The sequence below is a fragment of the Mesorhizobium sp. C089B genome, assembly GCF_030323125.1.
Classification (GTDB): Bacteria; Pseudomonadota; Alphaproteobacteria; order Rhizobiales; family Rhizobiaceae; genus Mesorhizobium.
Genome location: NZ_CP100469.1, coordinates 6,526,700 through 6,541,642, shown reverse-complemented (window position 1 = coordinate 6,541,642; position 14,943 = coordinate 6,526,700). Strand labels below are relative to the sequence as shown.

General features: G+C 64.1%; 10 protein-coding genes. 9 read left to right on the top strand and 1 reads right to left on the bottom strand.

Annotated features, from left to right (window positions below):
- Positions 1-3 precede the first annotated feature (3 nt).
- The 9 genes from NLY44_RS31820 to NLY44_RS31780 all read left to right on the top strand — a co-directional run bounded on the left by NLY44_RS31820 (position 4) and on the right by NLY44_RS31780 (position 13,429).
- Complete coding sequence (locus tag NLY44_RS31820) at positions 4-732, top strand: GltB/FmdC/FwdC-like GXGXG domain-containing protein (protein ID WP_023804355.1); 729 nt, start codon at positions 4-6, stop codon at positions 730-732.
- A 6-nt stretch (positions 733-738) separates the two neighbouring features.
- Positions 739-2,067: an FMN-binding glutamate synthase family protein gene (locus NLY44_RS31815; RefSeq protein WP_023804356.1), complete on the top strand. Its 1,329-nt coding sequence runs from the start codon at positions 739-741 to the stop codon at positions 2,065-2,067.
- Between the two features lie 32 nt (positions 2,068-2,099).
- Positions 2,100-3,407 (top strand): type III glutamate--ammonia ligase, encoded by a 1,308-nt coding sequence (gene glnT, locus NLY44_RS31810; protein WP_023668553.1) that lies wholly within the window; start codon positions 2,100-2,102, stop codon positions 3,405-3,407.
- A 36-nt stretch (positions 3,408-3,443) separates the two neighbouring features.
- Positions 3,444-4,697 (top strand): sarcosine oxidase subunit beta family protein, encoded by a 1,254-nt coding sequence (locus NLY44_RS31805; protein WP_023740642.1) that lies wholly within the window; start codon positions 3,444-3,446, stop codon positions 4,695-4,697.
- Positions 4,698-4,712: 15 nt separating this feature from the next.
- Positions 4,713-4,988: a sarcosine oxidase subunit delta gene (locus NLY44_RS31800; RefSeq protein ID WP_023716143.1), complete on the top strand. Its 276-nt coding sequence runs from the start codon at positions 4,713-4,715 to the stop codon at positions 4,986-4,988.
- A gap of 199 nt (positions 4,989-5,187) precedes the next feature.
- Positions 5,188-8,169: a sarcosine oxidase subunit alpha gene (locus tag NLY44_RS31795; protein ID WP_023804357.1), complete on the top strand. Its 2,982-nt coding sequence runs from the start codon at positions 5,188-5,190 to the stop codon at positions 8,167-8,169.
- Positions 8,162-8,788, top strand: coding sequence for a sarcosine oxidase subunit gamma (locus NLY44_RS31790; protein WP_023687059.1), 627 nt, complete (start codon positions 8,162-8,164; stop codon positions 8,786-8,788). The genes NLY44_RS31795 and NLY44_RS31790 overlap by 8 nt, the downstream gene beginning before the upstream one ends.
- Before the next feature lie 255 nt (positions 8,789-9,043).
- Positions 9,044-11,413 carry a trimethylamine N-oxide demethylase gene (locus NLY44_RS31785; RefSeq protein WP_023701513.1) on the top strand — a complete coding sequence of 790 codons (2,370 nt, stop codon included), beginning with the start codon at positions 9,044-9,046 and terminating at the stop codon, positions 11,411-11,413.
- Positions 11,414-11,719: 306 nt separating this feature from the next.
- Positions 11,720-13,429: a trimethylamine N-oxide permease gene (locus tag NLY44_RS31780; RefSeq protein ID WP_023684441.1), complete on the top strand. Its 1,710-nt coding sequence runs from the start codon at positions 11,720-11,722 to the stop codon at positions 13,427-13,429.
- A gap of 62 nt (positions 13,430-13,491) precedes the next feature.
- Here the strand turns inward: NLY44_RS31780 and NLY44_RS31775 are convergent, their stop codons facing one another.
- Entirely contained in the window at positions 13,492-14,847 is a 1,356-nt protein-coding gene (locus tag NLY44_RS31775) for an LLM class flavin-dependent oxidoreductase (RefSeq protein ID WP_023804358.1), read from the bottom strand.
- Positions 14,848-14,943: the final 96 nt, after the last annotated feature.

The window sequence follows — 14,943 nt, the reverse complement described above, 5'->3', positions numbered from 1 at the left end:
CCTATGCCGGCAACCAAACTTTCAAAGGCGGCGCAAGACCAGGCGTCCCGGGTCTTCGATCTCGACGTGTCGTCGCTGCGCGAGCTCAACCACGCGCTTCACAATCTGACGCCCGGCTCCAACGAAACGGCGTGGGAGGTGCTGCACCCGAAGGGCAGCCATTCGGTTGCCGTCGGCGTCGACCAGCCTGTCAGCATCGATGTGCGCGGCAGCGTCGGCTACTACTGCGCCGGGATGAATGACGGCGCTGCGATTACCGTGCACGGCTCGGCCGGCCCCGGTGTCGGCGAAAACATGATGTCGGGTTCGATCCTCATCAAGGGCGACGCCAGCCAGTATGCCGGCGCCACCGGCAAGGGCGGGCTGCTCGTCATCGAAGGCAATGCCTCGTCGCGCTGCGGAATCTCGATGAAAGGCATCGACATCGTCGTGCACGGCAATATCGGCCACATGTCGGCCTTCATGGCACAGTCCGGCAATCTGGTGGTGCTGGGCGATGCCGGCGACGCACTTGGCGATTCCATCTACGAAGCGCGGCTGTTCGTGCGCGGCAAGGTCGAAAGCCTGGGCGCCGACTGCATCGCCAAGGAGATGCGGCCCGAGCATATCGAACTGCTGCAGGGACTGCTCGACCGCGCCGGCGTCACCGGCGTCAAGCCGTCGGAATTCAAGCGCTACGGCTCGGCGCGCACGCTCTACAATTTCAATATCGACAACGCCGACGCGTATTGAGGCAGCATGACCTACAAGAACCCGCCGACGACGCCGCGCAAATCCGCGACCTTCGACGACTACACGCTTTCCGAAATCCGCCGCGCCGCGGCGACCGGCATCTATGACATCAGGGGCGCCGGGGCCAAGCGCAAGCTGCCGCATTTCGATGACCTGCTGTTCCTCGGCGCGTCGATTTCGCGCTACCCGCTGGAAGGCTATCGCGAACGTTGCGACACCAGCGTCGTGCTCGGCTCGCGTTACGCCAGGAAGCCGATCGAGCTGAAGATCCCGATCACCGTTGCCGGCATGAGCTTCGGTTCGCTGTCCGGCCCGGCCAAGGAAGCGCTCGGCCGTGGCGCGACCCTGTCCGGGACGTCGACCACCACGGGCGACGGCGGCATGACCGAGGAAGAGCGCGGCCATTCCAAGCAACTGGTCTATCAATATCTGCCGTCGCGCTACGGCATGAACCCCAGGGATTTGCGCCGCGCCGACGCCATCGAAGTGGTCGTCGGCCAAGGCGCCAAGCCCGGCGGTGGCGGCATGCTGCTGGGACAAAAGATTTCCGACCGCGTCGCTGAGATGCGTACGCTGCCGAAGGGCATCGACCAGCGCTCGGCCTCGCGCCATCCCGACTGGACCGGGCCGGACGATCTCGAGATCAAGATCCTCGAACTGCGCGAGATCACCGACTGGGAAAAGCCGATCTACGTCAAGGTCGGCGGCGCCCGCCCCTATTATGACACAGCACTTGCGGTGAAGGCCGGCGCCGATGTCGTCGTGGTCGACGGCATGCAGGGCGGCACGGCGGCCACCCAGGAAGTATTCATCGAAAATGTCGGCCAGCCGACGCTTGCCTGCATCAGGCCGGCGGTGCAGGCGCTGCAGGATCTCGGCATGCACCGTAAGGTGCAGCTGATCGTCTCCGGAGGCATTCGCAACGGCGCCGACGTCGCCAAGGCGCTGGCGCTCGGCGTGGACGCGGTGTCGATCGGCACGGCAGCGCTGGTCGCACTCGGCGACAATGATCCGCGCTGGGAAGCGGAGTACAATGCACTCGGCACCACCGCCGGCGCCTATGACGACTGGCACGAGGGCCGCGACCCCGCGGGCATCACCACGCAGGACCCCGAACTGATGAAGCGGGTTGATCCGGTCGCCGCGGGACGGCGGCTGGCGAACTACCTCAAGGTGATGACGCTGGAGGCGCAGACCATTGCGCGTGCCTGCGGCAAGAACAGCCTGCACAATCTCGAGCCCGAGGATCTCGTAGCCCTCACCATCGAAGCCGCCGCCATGGCAGGCGTGCCGCTGGCCGGCACCAACTGGATACCGGGGAAAAACGGCTTCTAACAAAATCACATCAAAATAAGCGAGGAGCTATAATGGGGAACGATCTCGCCGCATTCGCCAAAGAGAACGGCGTCAAATATTTCATGATTTCCTACACCGACCTGTTCGGCGGCCAGCGCGCCAAGCTGGTGCCGGCGCAGGCGATCGCCGACATGCAGAAGGACGGCGCCGGCTTCGCCGGTTTCGCCACTTGGCTCGACCTGACGCCGGCGCATCCTGATATGCTGGCGGTGCCGGATCCGGATTCGGTGATCCAGCTGCCGTGGAAGCCCGATGTCGCCTGGGTCGCCGCCAACTGCATCATGGACGACAAGGAAGTCGAGCAGGCGCCGCGCAACACGCTGCGCCGGCTGATCGCGGAAGCCGCCACTGACGGCATGCATGTCAAGACTGGCGTCGAGGCAGAGTTCTTCCTGATCTCGCCGGACGGCAGCGTCATCTCCGACAAATACGACACGGCTTCAAAACCCTGCTACGACCAGCAAGCGGTGATGCGCCGCTACGATGTCATCGCCGAGATTTGCGACCACATGTTGGCGCTGGGCTGGAGCCCCTACCAGAACGACCATGAGGACGCCAACGGCCAGTTCGAGATGAACTGGGCCTTCGACGATGTGCTCGCCACCGCCGACAAGCACTCCTTCTTCAAGTTCATGGTCAAGTCGGTGGCCGAGAAACACGGCCTGCGCGCGACCTTCATGCCAAAGCCTTTCCAGGGCCTGACCGGCAATGGCTGCCACGCCCATATTTCGGTCTGGGACAAGGCCGGCAAGGTCAACGTCTTTGCCGATAACGCGATGGAACTCGGCCTGTCGGCCAAGGGCAAGAATTTCCTCGGCGGCATCATGAAACATGCCTCGGCGCTGGCCGCCATCACCAACCCGACGGTGAACTCCTACAAACGCATCAACGCGCCGCGCACCATTTCGGGCGCCACCTGGGCGCCGAACACGGTGACCTGGACCGGAAACAACCGCACCCACATGGTGCGCGTGCCCGGCCCCGGCCGCTTCGAGCTGCGGCTGCCGGACGGCGCCGCAAACCCTTATCTGCTGCAGGCCGTCATCATTGCCGCCGGTCTCGACGGTATCCGCTCCAAGGCCGATCCCGGCAAGCGCTACGACATCGACATGTACCAGAACGGCCACACGGTGAAAGGCGCGCCGAAGCTGCCGCTCAATCTGCTCGACGCGCTTCGCGAATACGACAAGGACAAATCGCTCAAGGCGGCGCTGGGTGAGGAATTCTCGTCGGCTTATCTAAAGCTGAAGCACCAGGAATGGAATTCCTATGCTTCGCACTTCACGCAATGGGAGCGCGACCACACGCTGGACATATAATCGTCCTAGCGGTGCGAGCGACCTCGGAATGACCTGATGAAATATTCGCTCTTCTCGCTCGCCCGTGCTGCCCTGTCCGGCCACAAGAACTGGCAGCGCACCTGGCGCGATGCGGCGCCCAAGGACCACTACGATGTGGTGATCATCGGCGGCGGCGGCCATGGGCTCGCCACCGCCTGGTTCCTCGCCAGCGAGTTCGGCATCAGAAACGTCGCCGTGCTGGAAAAGGGCTGGATCGGCTCCGGCAATGCCGGCCGCAACACCACCATCATCCGTTCCAATTACGGCCTGCCCGGCAATACCGGCTTCTACGAGCTTTCGATGAAGCTTTGGGAGCGGATGGAGCAGGACCTCAACTATAACGCGATGGTCAGCCAGCGCGGCGTCCTCAACCTCTATCATTCCGATGCGCAGCGCGACGCTTATGCGCGGCGCGGCAACACCATGCGCATCAATGGCATCGATGCCGAACTGCTCGACCAGGCGGCGCTGAAGAAGATGCTGCCGTTCCTGAATTTCGACCATGCGCGCTTTCCCGTGCAGGGCGGCCTCCTGCAGCGCCGCGGCGGCACCGCGCGGCATGACGCGGTGGTCTGGGGCTATGCCCATGCGGCGAGCGAACTCGGCGTCGACATCATCCAGAACTGCGAGGTCACCGGCTTTGTCCGGGACGGCAACGGCAAGGTGACTGGCGTCGAGACGTCGCGCGGCAAGATCGGCGCCGGCAAGGTCGGCATGGCAGTCGCCGGGTCATCGTCGCGTGTCGCAGCGATGGCGGGCATGCGCCTGCCGATCGAAAGCCATGTGCTGCAAGCTTTCGTCTCGGAGGCGATCAAGCCGCTCATCCCCGGCGTCATGACCTTCGGCGCCGGGCATTTCTATGTCAGCCAGTCGGACAAGGGCGGGCTGGTCTTCGGCGGCGACATCGACGGCTACAATTCCTACGCCCAGCGCGGCAATCTGCCTGTCATGGAGGATGTCTGCGAAGGCGGCATGGCGCTGATCCCGATGATCGGCCGGGTGCGGCTTCTGCGCCAATGGGGCGGCATCATGGACATGTCGATGGATGGCTCGCCGATCATCGACAAGACGCCGGTCGATGGGCTCTACCTCAACGCCGGCTGGTGTTATGGCGGCTTCAAGGCGACGCCGGGGTCGGGCTTGGTCTTTGCCCATCTTCTGGCGCGTGACGAAACGCACAAGGAGGCGGCGCTGTTTCGGCTCGACCGCTTCCAGCGCGGCGCCATGATCGACGAAAAGGGCCAAGGCGCCCAACCGAACCTGCATTGAGGCGGCCGGAACAAGATGCGTATCACCTGTCCTTTCTGCGGCGAACGCGAACTCGGCGAGTTCAGCTATCTCGGCGATGCCAAGCCTGTACGGCCGGCGGCGGATGCCGGCGAAGATGCCGTCTACGACTATGTCTATCTGCGCGACAACATCGCCGGCGTGATGGCAGAGAACTGGTATCACGCCGGTGGCTGCCGGGCCTGGCTGAAGGTCACCCGCAACACGCTGACGCACGAGATCTCGGCGGTGGAACCGGCGGCGGGGGCTGGTGCGAGCCAGGTGGAGACATGAGCTATTCTGTCGAGACCACAGCCGTCGCGAAAAGCGCCAGCCCCCTACCTCCCCCTTGTGGGGAGGTCGGACCGCAGGTCCGGGTGGGGGTCGGTGCCGCACCCCCACCCCGCTGCTGCGCAGCGACCCTCCCCACAAGGGGGAGGGTGAAGAGCGCGACGGTCCCGCCTGGCATTGGATCGATGAGAGGCCGGCCATCGTGAGTTCCAGCCAATCCCATCGTCTCACATCCGGCGGTCTCATCGACCGCTCGGCGCCGCTCAACTTCCGCTTCGATGGCAAGAGCCTCTCCGGCTTCCAGGGCGACACGCTGGCGTCGGCGCTGGTCGCCAATGGCGTCAAGCTGGTCGGCCGCTCGTTCAAATACCATCGTCCGCGCGGCATTCTGACTGCGGGCTCGGAAGAACCCAACGCGCTGGTCGAACTGCGCACCGGCGCACGGCGCGAGGCCAACACCAAGGCCACGACGGCCGAACTCTATGAAGGCCTCGAAGCGGCCAGCCAGAACCGCTGGCCGTCGCTGCGCCACGATGTGATGTCGGTGAACCAGCTGTTCGCACCGATCTTCGTCGCCGGCTTCTACTACAAAACCTTCATGTGGCCGGCAAAATTCTGGGAAATGGTCTACGAGCCGGCGATCCGACGCGCCGCGGGTCTGGGTCGCGCGGCGGTCACCCCCGATCCGGATCACTACGACAAGGCCTGGGCGCATTGCGATGTGGTGATCGCCGGCTCTGGTCCGGCCGGTCTCGCCGCCGCACTCGCTGCAGGCCGCAGCGGTGCGCGCGTCATCCTGTGCGAAGAAGATTTTGCGCCCGGCGGCCGTCTGTTGTCGGATGGCGGCACGATCGACGGTCTGCCGGCCGCGGAGTGGCTGTCGCGCACACTGGCCGAGCTCAGCTCGATGCCGGATGTCCGCATCATGACCCGCACGACCCTGTTCGGCGTCTATGACGGCGGTACCTATGGCGCGATCGAGCGGGTCAACGATCATCTGCCGGTGCCGCCCGAGCATCAGGTGCGCCAGCGCCTGTGGCGCGTCGTGGCCAAGCGCTGCGTCGTCGCCGCCGGCGCGATTGAGCGTCCCATCGTCTTTGCCGGCAATGACACGCCCGGCGTGATGATGGCGTCCGCCATCCGCACCTACGTCACACGTTATGCGGCGACGCCGGCAAAGCGGATCGCGCTGTTCACCAACAATGAGGATGGCTGGCGCACGGTCGAGACGGCACTCGGCGCCGGGCTGCAGATCGCGGCGGTGATCGACGCGCGGCCTGACGTCTCGCCTGCCCATCGTTCTCTCGCTTCCATGAACGGCTTCACCGTGCTGCATGGTTCGGTCAGCGGCGTCGACGGCGGCAAGGACGGCGTAAGAAAAATAGCGGTGTCGCTGACCGGCGGCGCGCGCGCCGAGGTCGAGGCCGACGGGCTTGCCGTTTCCGGCGGCTGGAATCCGGCGGTCGGGCTCACCTCTTACCATCGCGGCCGGCCGAAATGGCGAGACGACATCGCCGCCTTCGTGCCGGACGGCGCGCCGCCCGGTATGGTCGCCGCAGGTGCGGCTAACGGCGACTTCGGGCTAGGCGCCTGCCTGCGCGCAGGTTTCGAGGCCGGCGCCGCAGCGGCGCGGGACGCGGGACGCAATGGCAATCCGGGCTCTGCAGCTGTTGCCGGCGACGAGTCCTTCTCACTGACCCCGCTCTGGCACGTCGCCGGCAAAGGCAAGGCCTTTGTAGACCAGCAGCATGACGTCACCGCGTCCGACATCGAGCTGGCGCAGCGCGAGGGTTTTGAATCGGTCGAGCATCTGAAGCGCTACACCACGCTCGGCATGGCGACCGACCAGGGCAAGACGTCCAATGTCGCCGGCCTCGCCATCATGGCGGCGGTGTCGGGCAAATCCATTCCCGAGACCGGCACGACCATCTATCGCCCGCCGTACGTGCCGGTCGCCATCGGCGCCTTTGCCGGCCACCATCGCGACGAAAATTTCCATGCGACGCGGCTGACGCCGTCGCATCACTGGGCGGCCGAACAAGGCGCGATCTTTGTCGACACCGGCCTGTGGAAGCGCGCGCAATGGTATCCGCGCGCGGGCGAGAAGGACTGGCTGGAATCGGTCACCCGCGAGGTCAAGGCGGTGCGCTCGGGCGTCGGCTTCTGCGATGTCTCGACGCTGGGCAAGATCGATGTGCACGGCCCCGATGCCGGCGCCTTCCTCGACCGCGTCTACATCAACACCTTCTCAAACCTTGCCGTGGGAAAAGCCCGCTACGGGCTGATGCTGCGCGAGGACGGCCTCGTCTATGATGACGGCACGACCTCGCGGCTGGCCGAGGACCATTATTTCCTCACCACGACCACGGCGAAGGCCGGGCTGGTGATGCAGCATCTCGAATTCTGCCGGCAGGTGCTATTCCCCGAACTCGACGTGCAACTGACCTCGGTCTCCGACCAGTGGGCGCAGTTCTCGATTGCCGGGCCAAGGACGCGAGACCTGTTGAAGGAAATCGTCGACCCTGCCGAGGACCTTTCGAACGAAGGTTTTCCCTTCATGGGCGTGCGCGAAGTCGCTTTGCGCGGCGGCATCAAGGCGCGGCTGTTCCGCATCTCCTTCTCCGGCGAGATGGCGTTCGAGATTTCGGTGCCGGCGCGTTACGGTGAAGCGATGGCACGCAATTTGATGCTGGCGGGAAAACCGTTCGGCGTGACGCCGTATGGCACAGAAGCCCTCGGCGTCATGCGCGTTGAAAAGGGCCATGTCGCCGGACCGGAACTGAGCGGCATGACGACCGCCGCCGATCTCGGCCTCGGCAAGATGATGTCGACCAAGAAGGATTTCATCGGTCGCGTCATGGCCGGCCGCGAGGCGCTGGTGGCGCCGGACCGGCAGGTCGTGGTCGGCATCAAGCCGATCGACAAGGCGCGCCGCCTGCGCTCCGGCGCGCACATCATCCCGAAGGGCCAGACGCCCGGGCCTGATAACGACCAAGGCTACGTCACCTCGGTCTGCTTCTCGCCGACGCTCGACCAGTGGATCGGTCTCGGCCTTGTCGAGCGCGGCCGCGAACGCATCGGCGAGATCGTCCACGCGCATGATCCGCTGCGCGGTGAAGACTATGATGTCGAGCTCTGCAATCCCGTCTTCTACGATCCCGATGGAGGGCGCCAGCGTGGCTGATTTTTCCTGGGATGTTCGTAGCCCGCTCGAGCGGGCACTTGTTGTCGGGCCTTACGGCGCGAACGGCAATGTCGGCGTGTTGCTGACCGAAATCCGCAATTTCGACCTGATCCAGGTGATGGCGCGGCGCGGCAAGGCGGGAGATTTGGCCAACGCTGCGAAGGCAAGCTTCGGTGTTGCGGCTCCTGAGACACCCAAGGCGGTGCAGACTTCGGATGCGACGCTGATCTGGTCGGGACCGGACCAGTTCTTCGTGCTGTTGAAGGGCGGCAAGCATGGGACTGAAGCACTCGCCCAGACGTTCGCGTCTTCCGCTTCGCTATCGGACCAGTCGCATGCGCGAGTGCTGATCAGTATCTCCGGTACCAAGGCGCGGGCGATGCTGGGCAAGCTGTCGTCGATCGATCTGCATCCCGATGCATTTCTGGTTGGGGCGGCTGCCGCGACCTCGATGGATCACACCAGCGTCACGCTCTGGCGCGGGAATGACCGGCCGGATGGGCAGGCGGTGTTCAACGTGCTGATGTTTGCGACATTTGCTGAAAGTCTGTGGCACACGATGCTGGATTCGGCGGCGGAGTATGGTGTCGAGATCGGGCATTCCGAGGATTTGGCGTAGCGCTTGTGCGCTTCTTCCTTCTCCCCTTGTGGGAGAAGGAAGATCGGCGCGTTAGTGCCGAGACGGATGAGGGGTGTTCCAGGGTACGCCAACGTCTCACCGCTGGAACACCCCTCATCCGTCGCCTGCGGCGACACCTTCTCCCACAGAGGGAGAAGGGGGAGCCAGCCTTGCCAAACGCAACTGCGCTGCTATTCTTGCAGCTAAAGTAATTTTACACACAGGCAAACTTGTTTCTCGAACCGCAAGGCTGAGATGAGCCAGTCGCCCTACCCTTCAGTGACAGCCGGGCCGCCCCGGCCAAGCCTCATCCTGCGGCCCGGCCAGATCGCGCTGCCGCCGGGCATGGAGCGGTATGCGGCCCCCGGTAACGGCGCGGTGCTGATCGATATCGAGGCCGGCGATACATTTGCCATCCGCAATGTCGAGGGCGGCCAGGCCTGCGAGCTTTTGGCCTGGGACAAGTCAGGCGCCACCGACCCCGCCATCTTCGGCGAAAAGTCCAATAGCAATGCCGCCGGGATCAAGGCGCTATTGGCCGAGGGCGACGATAGCCTCGCTTCCGTGCGCCGCGGACTCGAGCGCCGCCAGGTGCAGCTTGACCAGGCCAAGGCGGTGCGCGTCTTCGGCGGCGCCACGCCGGCAGGCACCGAGCAGGCCTTCACCGTCGCGCGCGATGGCGGCTTGCTGATTGCAGCGCCTAGCGGGCCGATGCTGGTCGACGGCCACGACACGGCAACGCCGCTCACCGTCATGGTGCGCCGCGCCACCGTGCGCCTGAAGACAAAGTCGCAGCTGGCCGATCCGCTTGCCGATCCGGTGCTCGATCTGCGCGTCCATTCGGCGACAGCCGAACCCTATTTCGTCAAGGCGGGCGACTACCTGCAGATCATCGATGTCGACGGCCGCCAGTGCACCGATTTCCAGTGCTTCTCGGCGCGCAAGCTGGACAAGGGGCTGGACCATCCGCTCGACGTAACGACCACGCGCACGCTGATGGGGTCGAGCTACCCGATGCCCGGCCTTCACTCGAAATATTACGACCAGGACATGGAGCCGTTGGTCGAGGTTATCCAGGACACATGCGGCCGGCATGACGCGTTCGCGCTGGCGTGTGCCGCCAAATATTACGACGACATCGGCTATCCCGGCCACACCAACTGCTCGGAGAATTTCAACCGCGCGCTGGCCGACAAGGGTGTCACCCCACGTGCCGGCTGGATGGCGATCAACTTCTTCTTCAACACGGCGATCGACGCCCATGGCGTCATGGTGTCGGATGAGCCGTGGTCGCGCGCCGGCGACTATGTCCTGCTCAGGGCGCTCACCGACATCGTCTGCGTCTCCTCCGCCTGTCCCGACGACACGACACCGGCCAATGGCTGGAACCCGACCGACATCCATGTGCGAACCTATTCCGGCCAACACAAATTCTCGCGAGCGATCGCCAGACGCATGACGCCCGATTCGGAACCGAAAATGACCCGCGAGACCGCCTTCCATTCAAGCTTCGCCAAGCACACCCGCAACTTCGTGGAATACCGGGGTTATTGGCTGGCCAATTCCTTCGCCAAGGAAGGCGCCATCGCCGAATACTGGGCCTGCCGGCAGGATGCCGTGATCATGGACCTGTCGCCGTTGCGCAAGTTCGAGGTCACCGGCCCGGATTCCGAGGCGCTGCTGCAATACACGCTGACCCGCGACGTCAAGAAGCTCGGCGTCGGCCAGGTCGTCTATTCCGCCATGTGCTACGAGCATGGCGGCATGATCGACGACGGCACGCTGCTGCGGCTCGGCAAGGACAATTTCCGTTGGGTCGGCGGCGACGACCTGTCCGGCGAATGGCTGCGCGACACCGCGAAAAAGCTTGGCCTCAACGTGCTGGTGCGTTCCTCCACCGATCAGATGCACAATGTCGCTGTCCAAGGGCCGAAGAGCCGTGACATTTTGCGAGAGGTGGTCTGGACCTCGCCGCTGCAACCGTCGATCGACGAACTCGAATGGTTCCGCTTCGCTGTCGCGCGCATCGGCGGCGGCAATGGCATTCCGGTCGTGGTGTCGCGCACCGGTTATACCGGCGAGCTCGGCTACGAAATCTGGTGCCACCCACGCGACGCCGAAAAAGTGTTCGATGCCATCTGGGAGGCCGGCCAGCCGCACGGGCTGAAGCCGATGGGCCTGCAGGCACTCGACATGGTGCGCATCGAAGCCGGGCTGATCTTCGCCGGTTACGAATTCTCCGACCAGACCGACCCGTTCGAGGCGGGCATTGGCTTCACCGTACCGTTGAAGGCCAAGACCGACGATTTCATCGGCCGCGAGGCTCTGATAAGGCGCAAGGAACATCCGCAGCACAAGCTCGTTGGCCTTGACATCGACAGCAATGTCGCCGTCGGCCATGGGGATTGCGTCCATATCGGCCGCGCCCAGATCGGTGTCGTCACCTCGGGCATGCGCTCGCCGGTGCTGAACAAAAACATCGCTCTGGCGAGGCTTGACGTCACCCACGCGGCAATCGGCACAGAGGTGGAGATCGGCAAGCTCGACGGTCATGCCAAGCGGCTGCCGGCGCGCGTCGTGGCCTTCGCCCACTACGATCCGCAAAAGACCAGGCCGCGATCCTGAGGGTTGCACCCCCGGCCCTTCGCAGGCTCAGGGCGTTCGAAGCTCGAAAGCAATTGGCTTTCCGTCCGCTACCGCGGACCGCTTCTCACCCCACAAGGGGAGAAGGACAAAGCGAGCGTTTCGCAACCGTGATGTGCACGACGCCACAAATCACTTGACGTGAAAGCGCGCCGGATCAATCTTCACTGTTAAGAAAAAAATACGACTGAGTGGAAACACTGGAGTCGTGCGGTCATGTACCGGGGAACAAGCTTCGCGAAGCCGAGGCATCACCGGCCGGGAACACAAAATGGGGAATTCAGACAGATGAGCACGATTACCACTGCCCTGGAGCAGCCCGCTGAAGGCAAGCTGCTCCGCAACATCGACTGGCGCGGCGCCTTCTGGGTGGCGAGCGGCGTTCCTGCCCTTGTCCTGTTTTCGATCGGCGGCATTGCCGGAACGACGGGAACGCTGGCCTTCGGGATCTGGATCGCTTCCATGATCATGGGCTTCCTGCAATCCTTCACCTATGCCGAGATCGCCGGCCTGTTCCCGAACAAGTCGGGCGGCGCCTCGATCTACGGCGCCACCGCCTGGCTGCGTTATTCCAAGTTCATCGCGCCGCTGTCGGTGTGGTGCAACTGGTTCGCCTGGTCGCCGGTGCTGTCGCTGGGCTGCTCGATCGCCGCCGCCTATATTCTCAACGCGCTGGCGCCGGTGCCGCTGTTCACCGAGGCGTCGCCGGACGTCGTCGCCTATATCGCGGCGCATGCCGGAACGGTGCCTGCCGACGCCATCGCCGCGGTGACCGCGGCGGCCACGCCGGCGATCCGCAACTGGACGCTGTTCAGCCACACGCTAGGTCCTGTCTCCTTCACCCTCAATGCCACTTTCTTCATCGGCGCGGTGCTGATGCTGATCATCTTCTCGATCCAGCATCGCGGCATTCTCGGCACCGCCAATGTGCAGAAGTATATCGGCCTCCTGGTCATCATCCCGATGCTGATCGTCGGTGTCGTGCCGATCGTCACCGGCCAGATCAACTGGGCGAACTTTTCGCCGCTGGTGCCGCTGGCGGCGGCTTACGCGCCGGAGCCCGGCTCGTGGAACATTGCCGGCTGGACGCTGGTGCTGGGCGGCATGTTCATCGCCGCATGGTCGACCTATGGTTTTGAGACCGCCGTCTGCTACACATCGGAGTTCAAGAACCCGGGCACCGACACGTTCAAGGCGATTTTCTATTCCGGCCTGCTCTGCATGCTTCTGTTCATCCTGGTGCCCTTCACCTTCCAGGGCGTGCTGGGCCTCAACGGCATGCTGGCGACGCCGATCGTCGACGGCTCGGGTGTCGCCGATGCACTGGCCGGCATGGTCGGGGGTGGCGCATTGATCCACAGCCTCTTGGTGATGCTGATGATCCTGGCGCTGGTGCTGTGCATCATGACGGCAATGGCCGGCTCGTCGCGGACGCTCTACCAGGGCTCGGTCGATGGCTGGCTGCCGCGCTATCTCAGCCACGTCAACGAGCATGGCGCGCCGACGCGCGCCATGTGGACCGATCTCGTCTTCAACCTGATCGTGCTGGCCATCGCCTCGGCCGACGCGACGAGCTTCTTCTTCATCCTCGCCGTGTCGAACTGCGGCTACATCATCTTCAACTTCCTCAACCTCAATGCCGGCTGGATCCACCGCATCGACAACGGCCACATCAACCGGCCTTGGAAGGCGCCGAGCTGGCTGCTCGGCCTCGGCGCCATCTTCGCCTATGTAAACGCCATCTTCATGGGCGCCGGCGCCAAGGTGTGGAACCCGATGGCGCTCTGGGCCGGCCTGATCACAGCCGCCTTGATCATCCCGGTGTTCTGCTACCGGCACTACGTCCAAGACAAGGGCAAGTTCCCCGACCACATGCTGGCCGACCTCGGCATGGCGGGCGCAGACCTCTCGGTCAAAAAGGCAGGCATGCTGCCCTACCTGACGCTGGTCGCCGGCGTGGTGGTGATGCTGCTCGCCAACTGGTACTTCGTCATCTGAAAGTGATGGCTTGAAAAGAATGGGCGCGCTTCGGCGCGCCTGTTTCTTTTTATGGCAGGACGTCAGCCGGCCTTGCGAATGGCCCCTTCGGAGCCTTCGAAGAACCGGTTCGGCGGCCGCTTCAGGCCGAGATTCTCGCGCAAGGTGGTGCCCTCATACTCGCGCCGGAAGAGCTTTCGCCGCTGCAGCTCGGGCACCACCTTCTCGGCGAAGTCGTCGAGCCCGGCTGGCAGATAGGGGAACATGACGTTGAAGCCGTCTGACCCTTCGGCAAACAGCCATTCCTCCATCGAATCGGCGATGGTTTTCGGCGTGCCGACGAAAGCAAGGCCGGAATAGCCGCCGAGCCGCTGCGCCAGCTGGCGGACGGTCAAAGTCTCTCGGCGCGCCAGCTCGATGACGCGCTCACGGCCGCTCTTGGAGGCATTGGTCTCGGGGATTTCGGGCAAGGGCGCGTCGGGATCGAAGCCGGATGCGTCGTGCCCCAGCGCGATCGACAGCGAGGCAATGCCGCTCTCGTAATAGACCAGGCTGTCGAGCTTGGCGCGTTTGGCCTGTGCTTCCTCGACGCTGTCGCCGACGATGACGAAGGCGCCGGGCAGGATCTTGATGTCGTCGCGCGAACGGCCGAGCTTCTCGGCCCGGCTTTTGACATCGGCAAAGAAGCGCTGCCCGGACGCCAGATCGGAATGGGCGGCGAAGATCACCTCCGCCGTTTCGGCTGCCAGCTGCCGCCCGGCCTCAGATGCGCCGGCCTGGACGATGACCGGCCAGCCCTGCACCGGCCGCGCAATGTTGAGCGGGCCGCGCACCGAGAGATGCTCGCCCTTATGGTCGAGCACATGCAGCTTCGCGGGATCGAAATAGAGCCCGCTCTCGGCGTCGCGGATGAAGGCGTCGTCGGCAAAGCTGTCCCAGAGGCCGGTCACCACATCGTAGAATTCCCGCGCATTGTGATAGCGCTCGTCGTGCTCGACATGCTCGTCGAGGCCGAAGTTCAGCGCGGCGTCGGGATTGGATGTGGTGACGATGTTCCAGCCGGCGCGGCCGCCGCTGATATGGTCGAGCGAGGCGAAGCGACGGGCAATGTGATAGGGCGCGTCGAAGGTCGTCGATGCGGTGGCGACAAGGCCGATATGATCAGTGACGGCGGCGAGCGCCGACAGCAGCGTGAACGGCTCGAACGAGGTCACCGTGTGGCTGCGCCGTAGCGCCTCGATCGGCATGTTGAGAACGGCCAGATGGTCGGCCATGAAGAAGGCGTCGAACTTCGCCCCCTCAAGCGTCTGCGCGAAGCGCTTCAGATGGGCGAAGTTGAAGTTGGCATCGGGATATGAGCCGGGATAGCGCCAGGCCCCGGTGTGAAGACTGACCGGACGCATGAAGGCGCCGAGCCGCAATTGCTTATTGTCTACCATGGGATGATCACCTGATGCGAATGAGCGTTGCCGCTCCGATATGTAAGCAGGATCGGACGGCTTTGTTGTCCTGGAAAGGAATTCTGTTTTGCAAAA

What these genes read in the sequence shown, in the direction of transcription:
- NLY44_RS31820 (WP_023804355.1), top strand. Translation starts at nt 4, where the DNA reads ATGCCGGCAACCAAACTTTCAAAGGCGGCGCAAGACCAGGCGTCCCGG.
- NLY44_RS31815 (WP_023804356.1), top strand. Translation starts at nt 739, where the DNA reads ATGACCTACAAGAACCCGCCGACGACGCCGCGCAAATCCGCGACCTTC.
- glnT (WP_023668553.1), top strand. Translation starts at nt 2,100, where the DNA reads ATGGGGAACGATCTCGCCGCATTCGCCAAAGAGAACGGCGTCAAATAT.
- NLY44_RS31805 (WP_023740642.1), top strand. Translation starts at nt 3,444, where the DNA reads ATGAAATATTCGCTCTTCTCGCTCGCCCGTGCTGCCCTGTCCGGCCAC.
- NLY44_RS31800 (WP_023716143.1), top strand. Translation starts at nt 4,713, where the DNA reads ATGCGTATCACCTGTCCTTTCTGCGGCGAACGCGAACTCGGCGAGTTC.
- NLY44_RS31785 (WP_023701513.1), top strand. Translation starts at nt 9,044, where the DNA reads ATGAGCCAGTCGCCCTACCCTTCAGTGACAGCCGGGCCGCCCCGGCCA.
- NLY44_RS31780 (WP_023684441.1), top strand. Translation starts at nt 11,720, where the DNA reads ATGAGCACGATTACCACTGCCCTGGAGCAGCCCGCTGAAGGCAAGCTG.
- NLY44_RS31775 (WP_023804358.1), bottom strand. Translation starts at nt 14,847, where the DNA reads ATGGTAGACAATAAGCAATTGCGGCTCGGCGCCTTCATGCGTCCGGTC.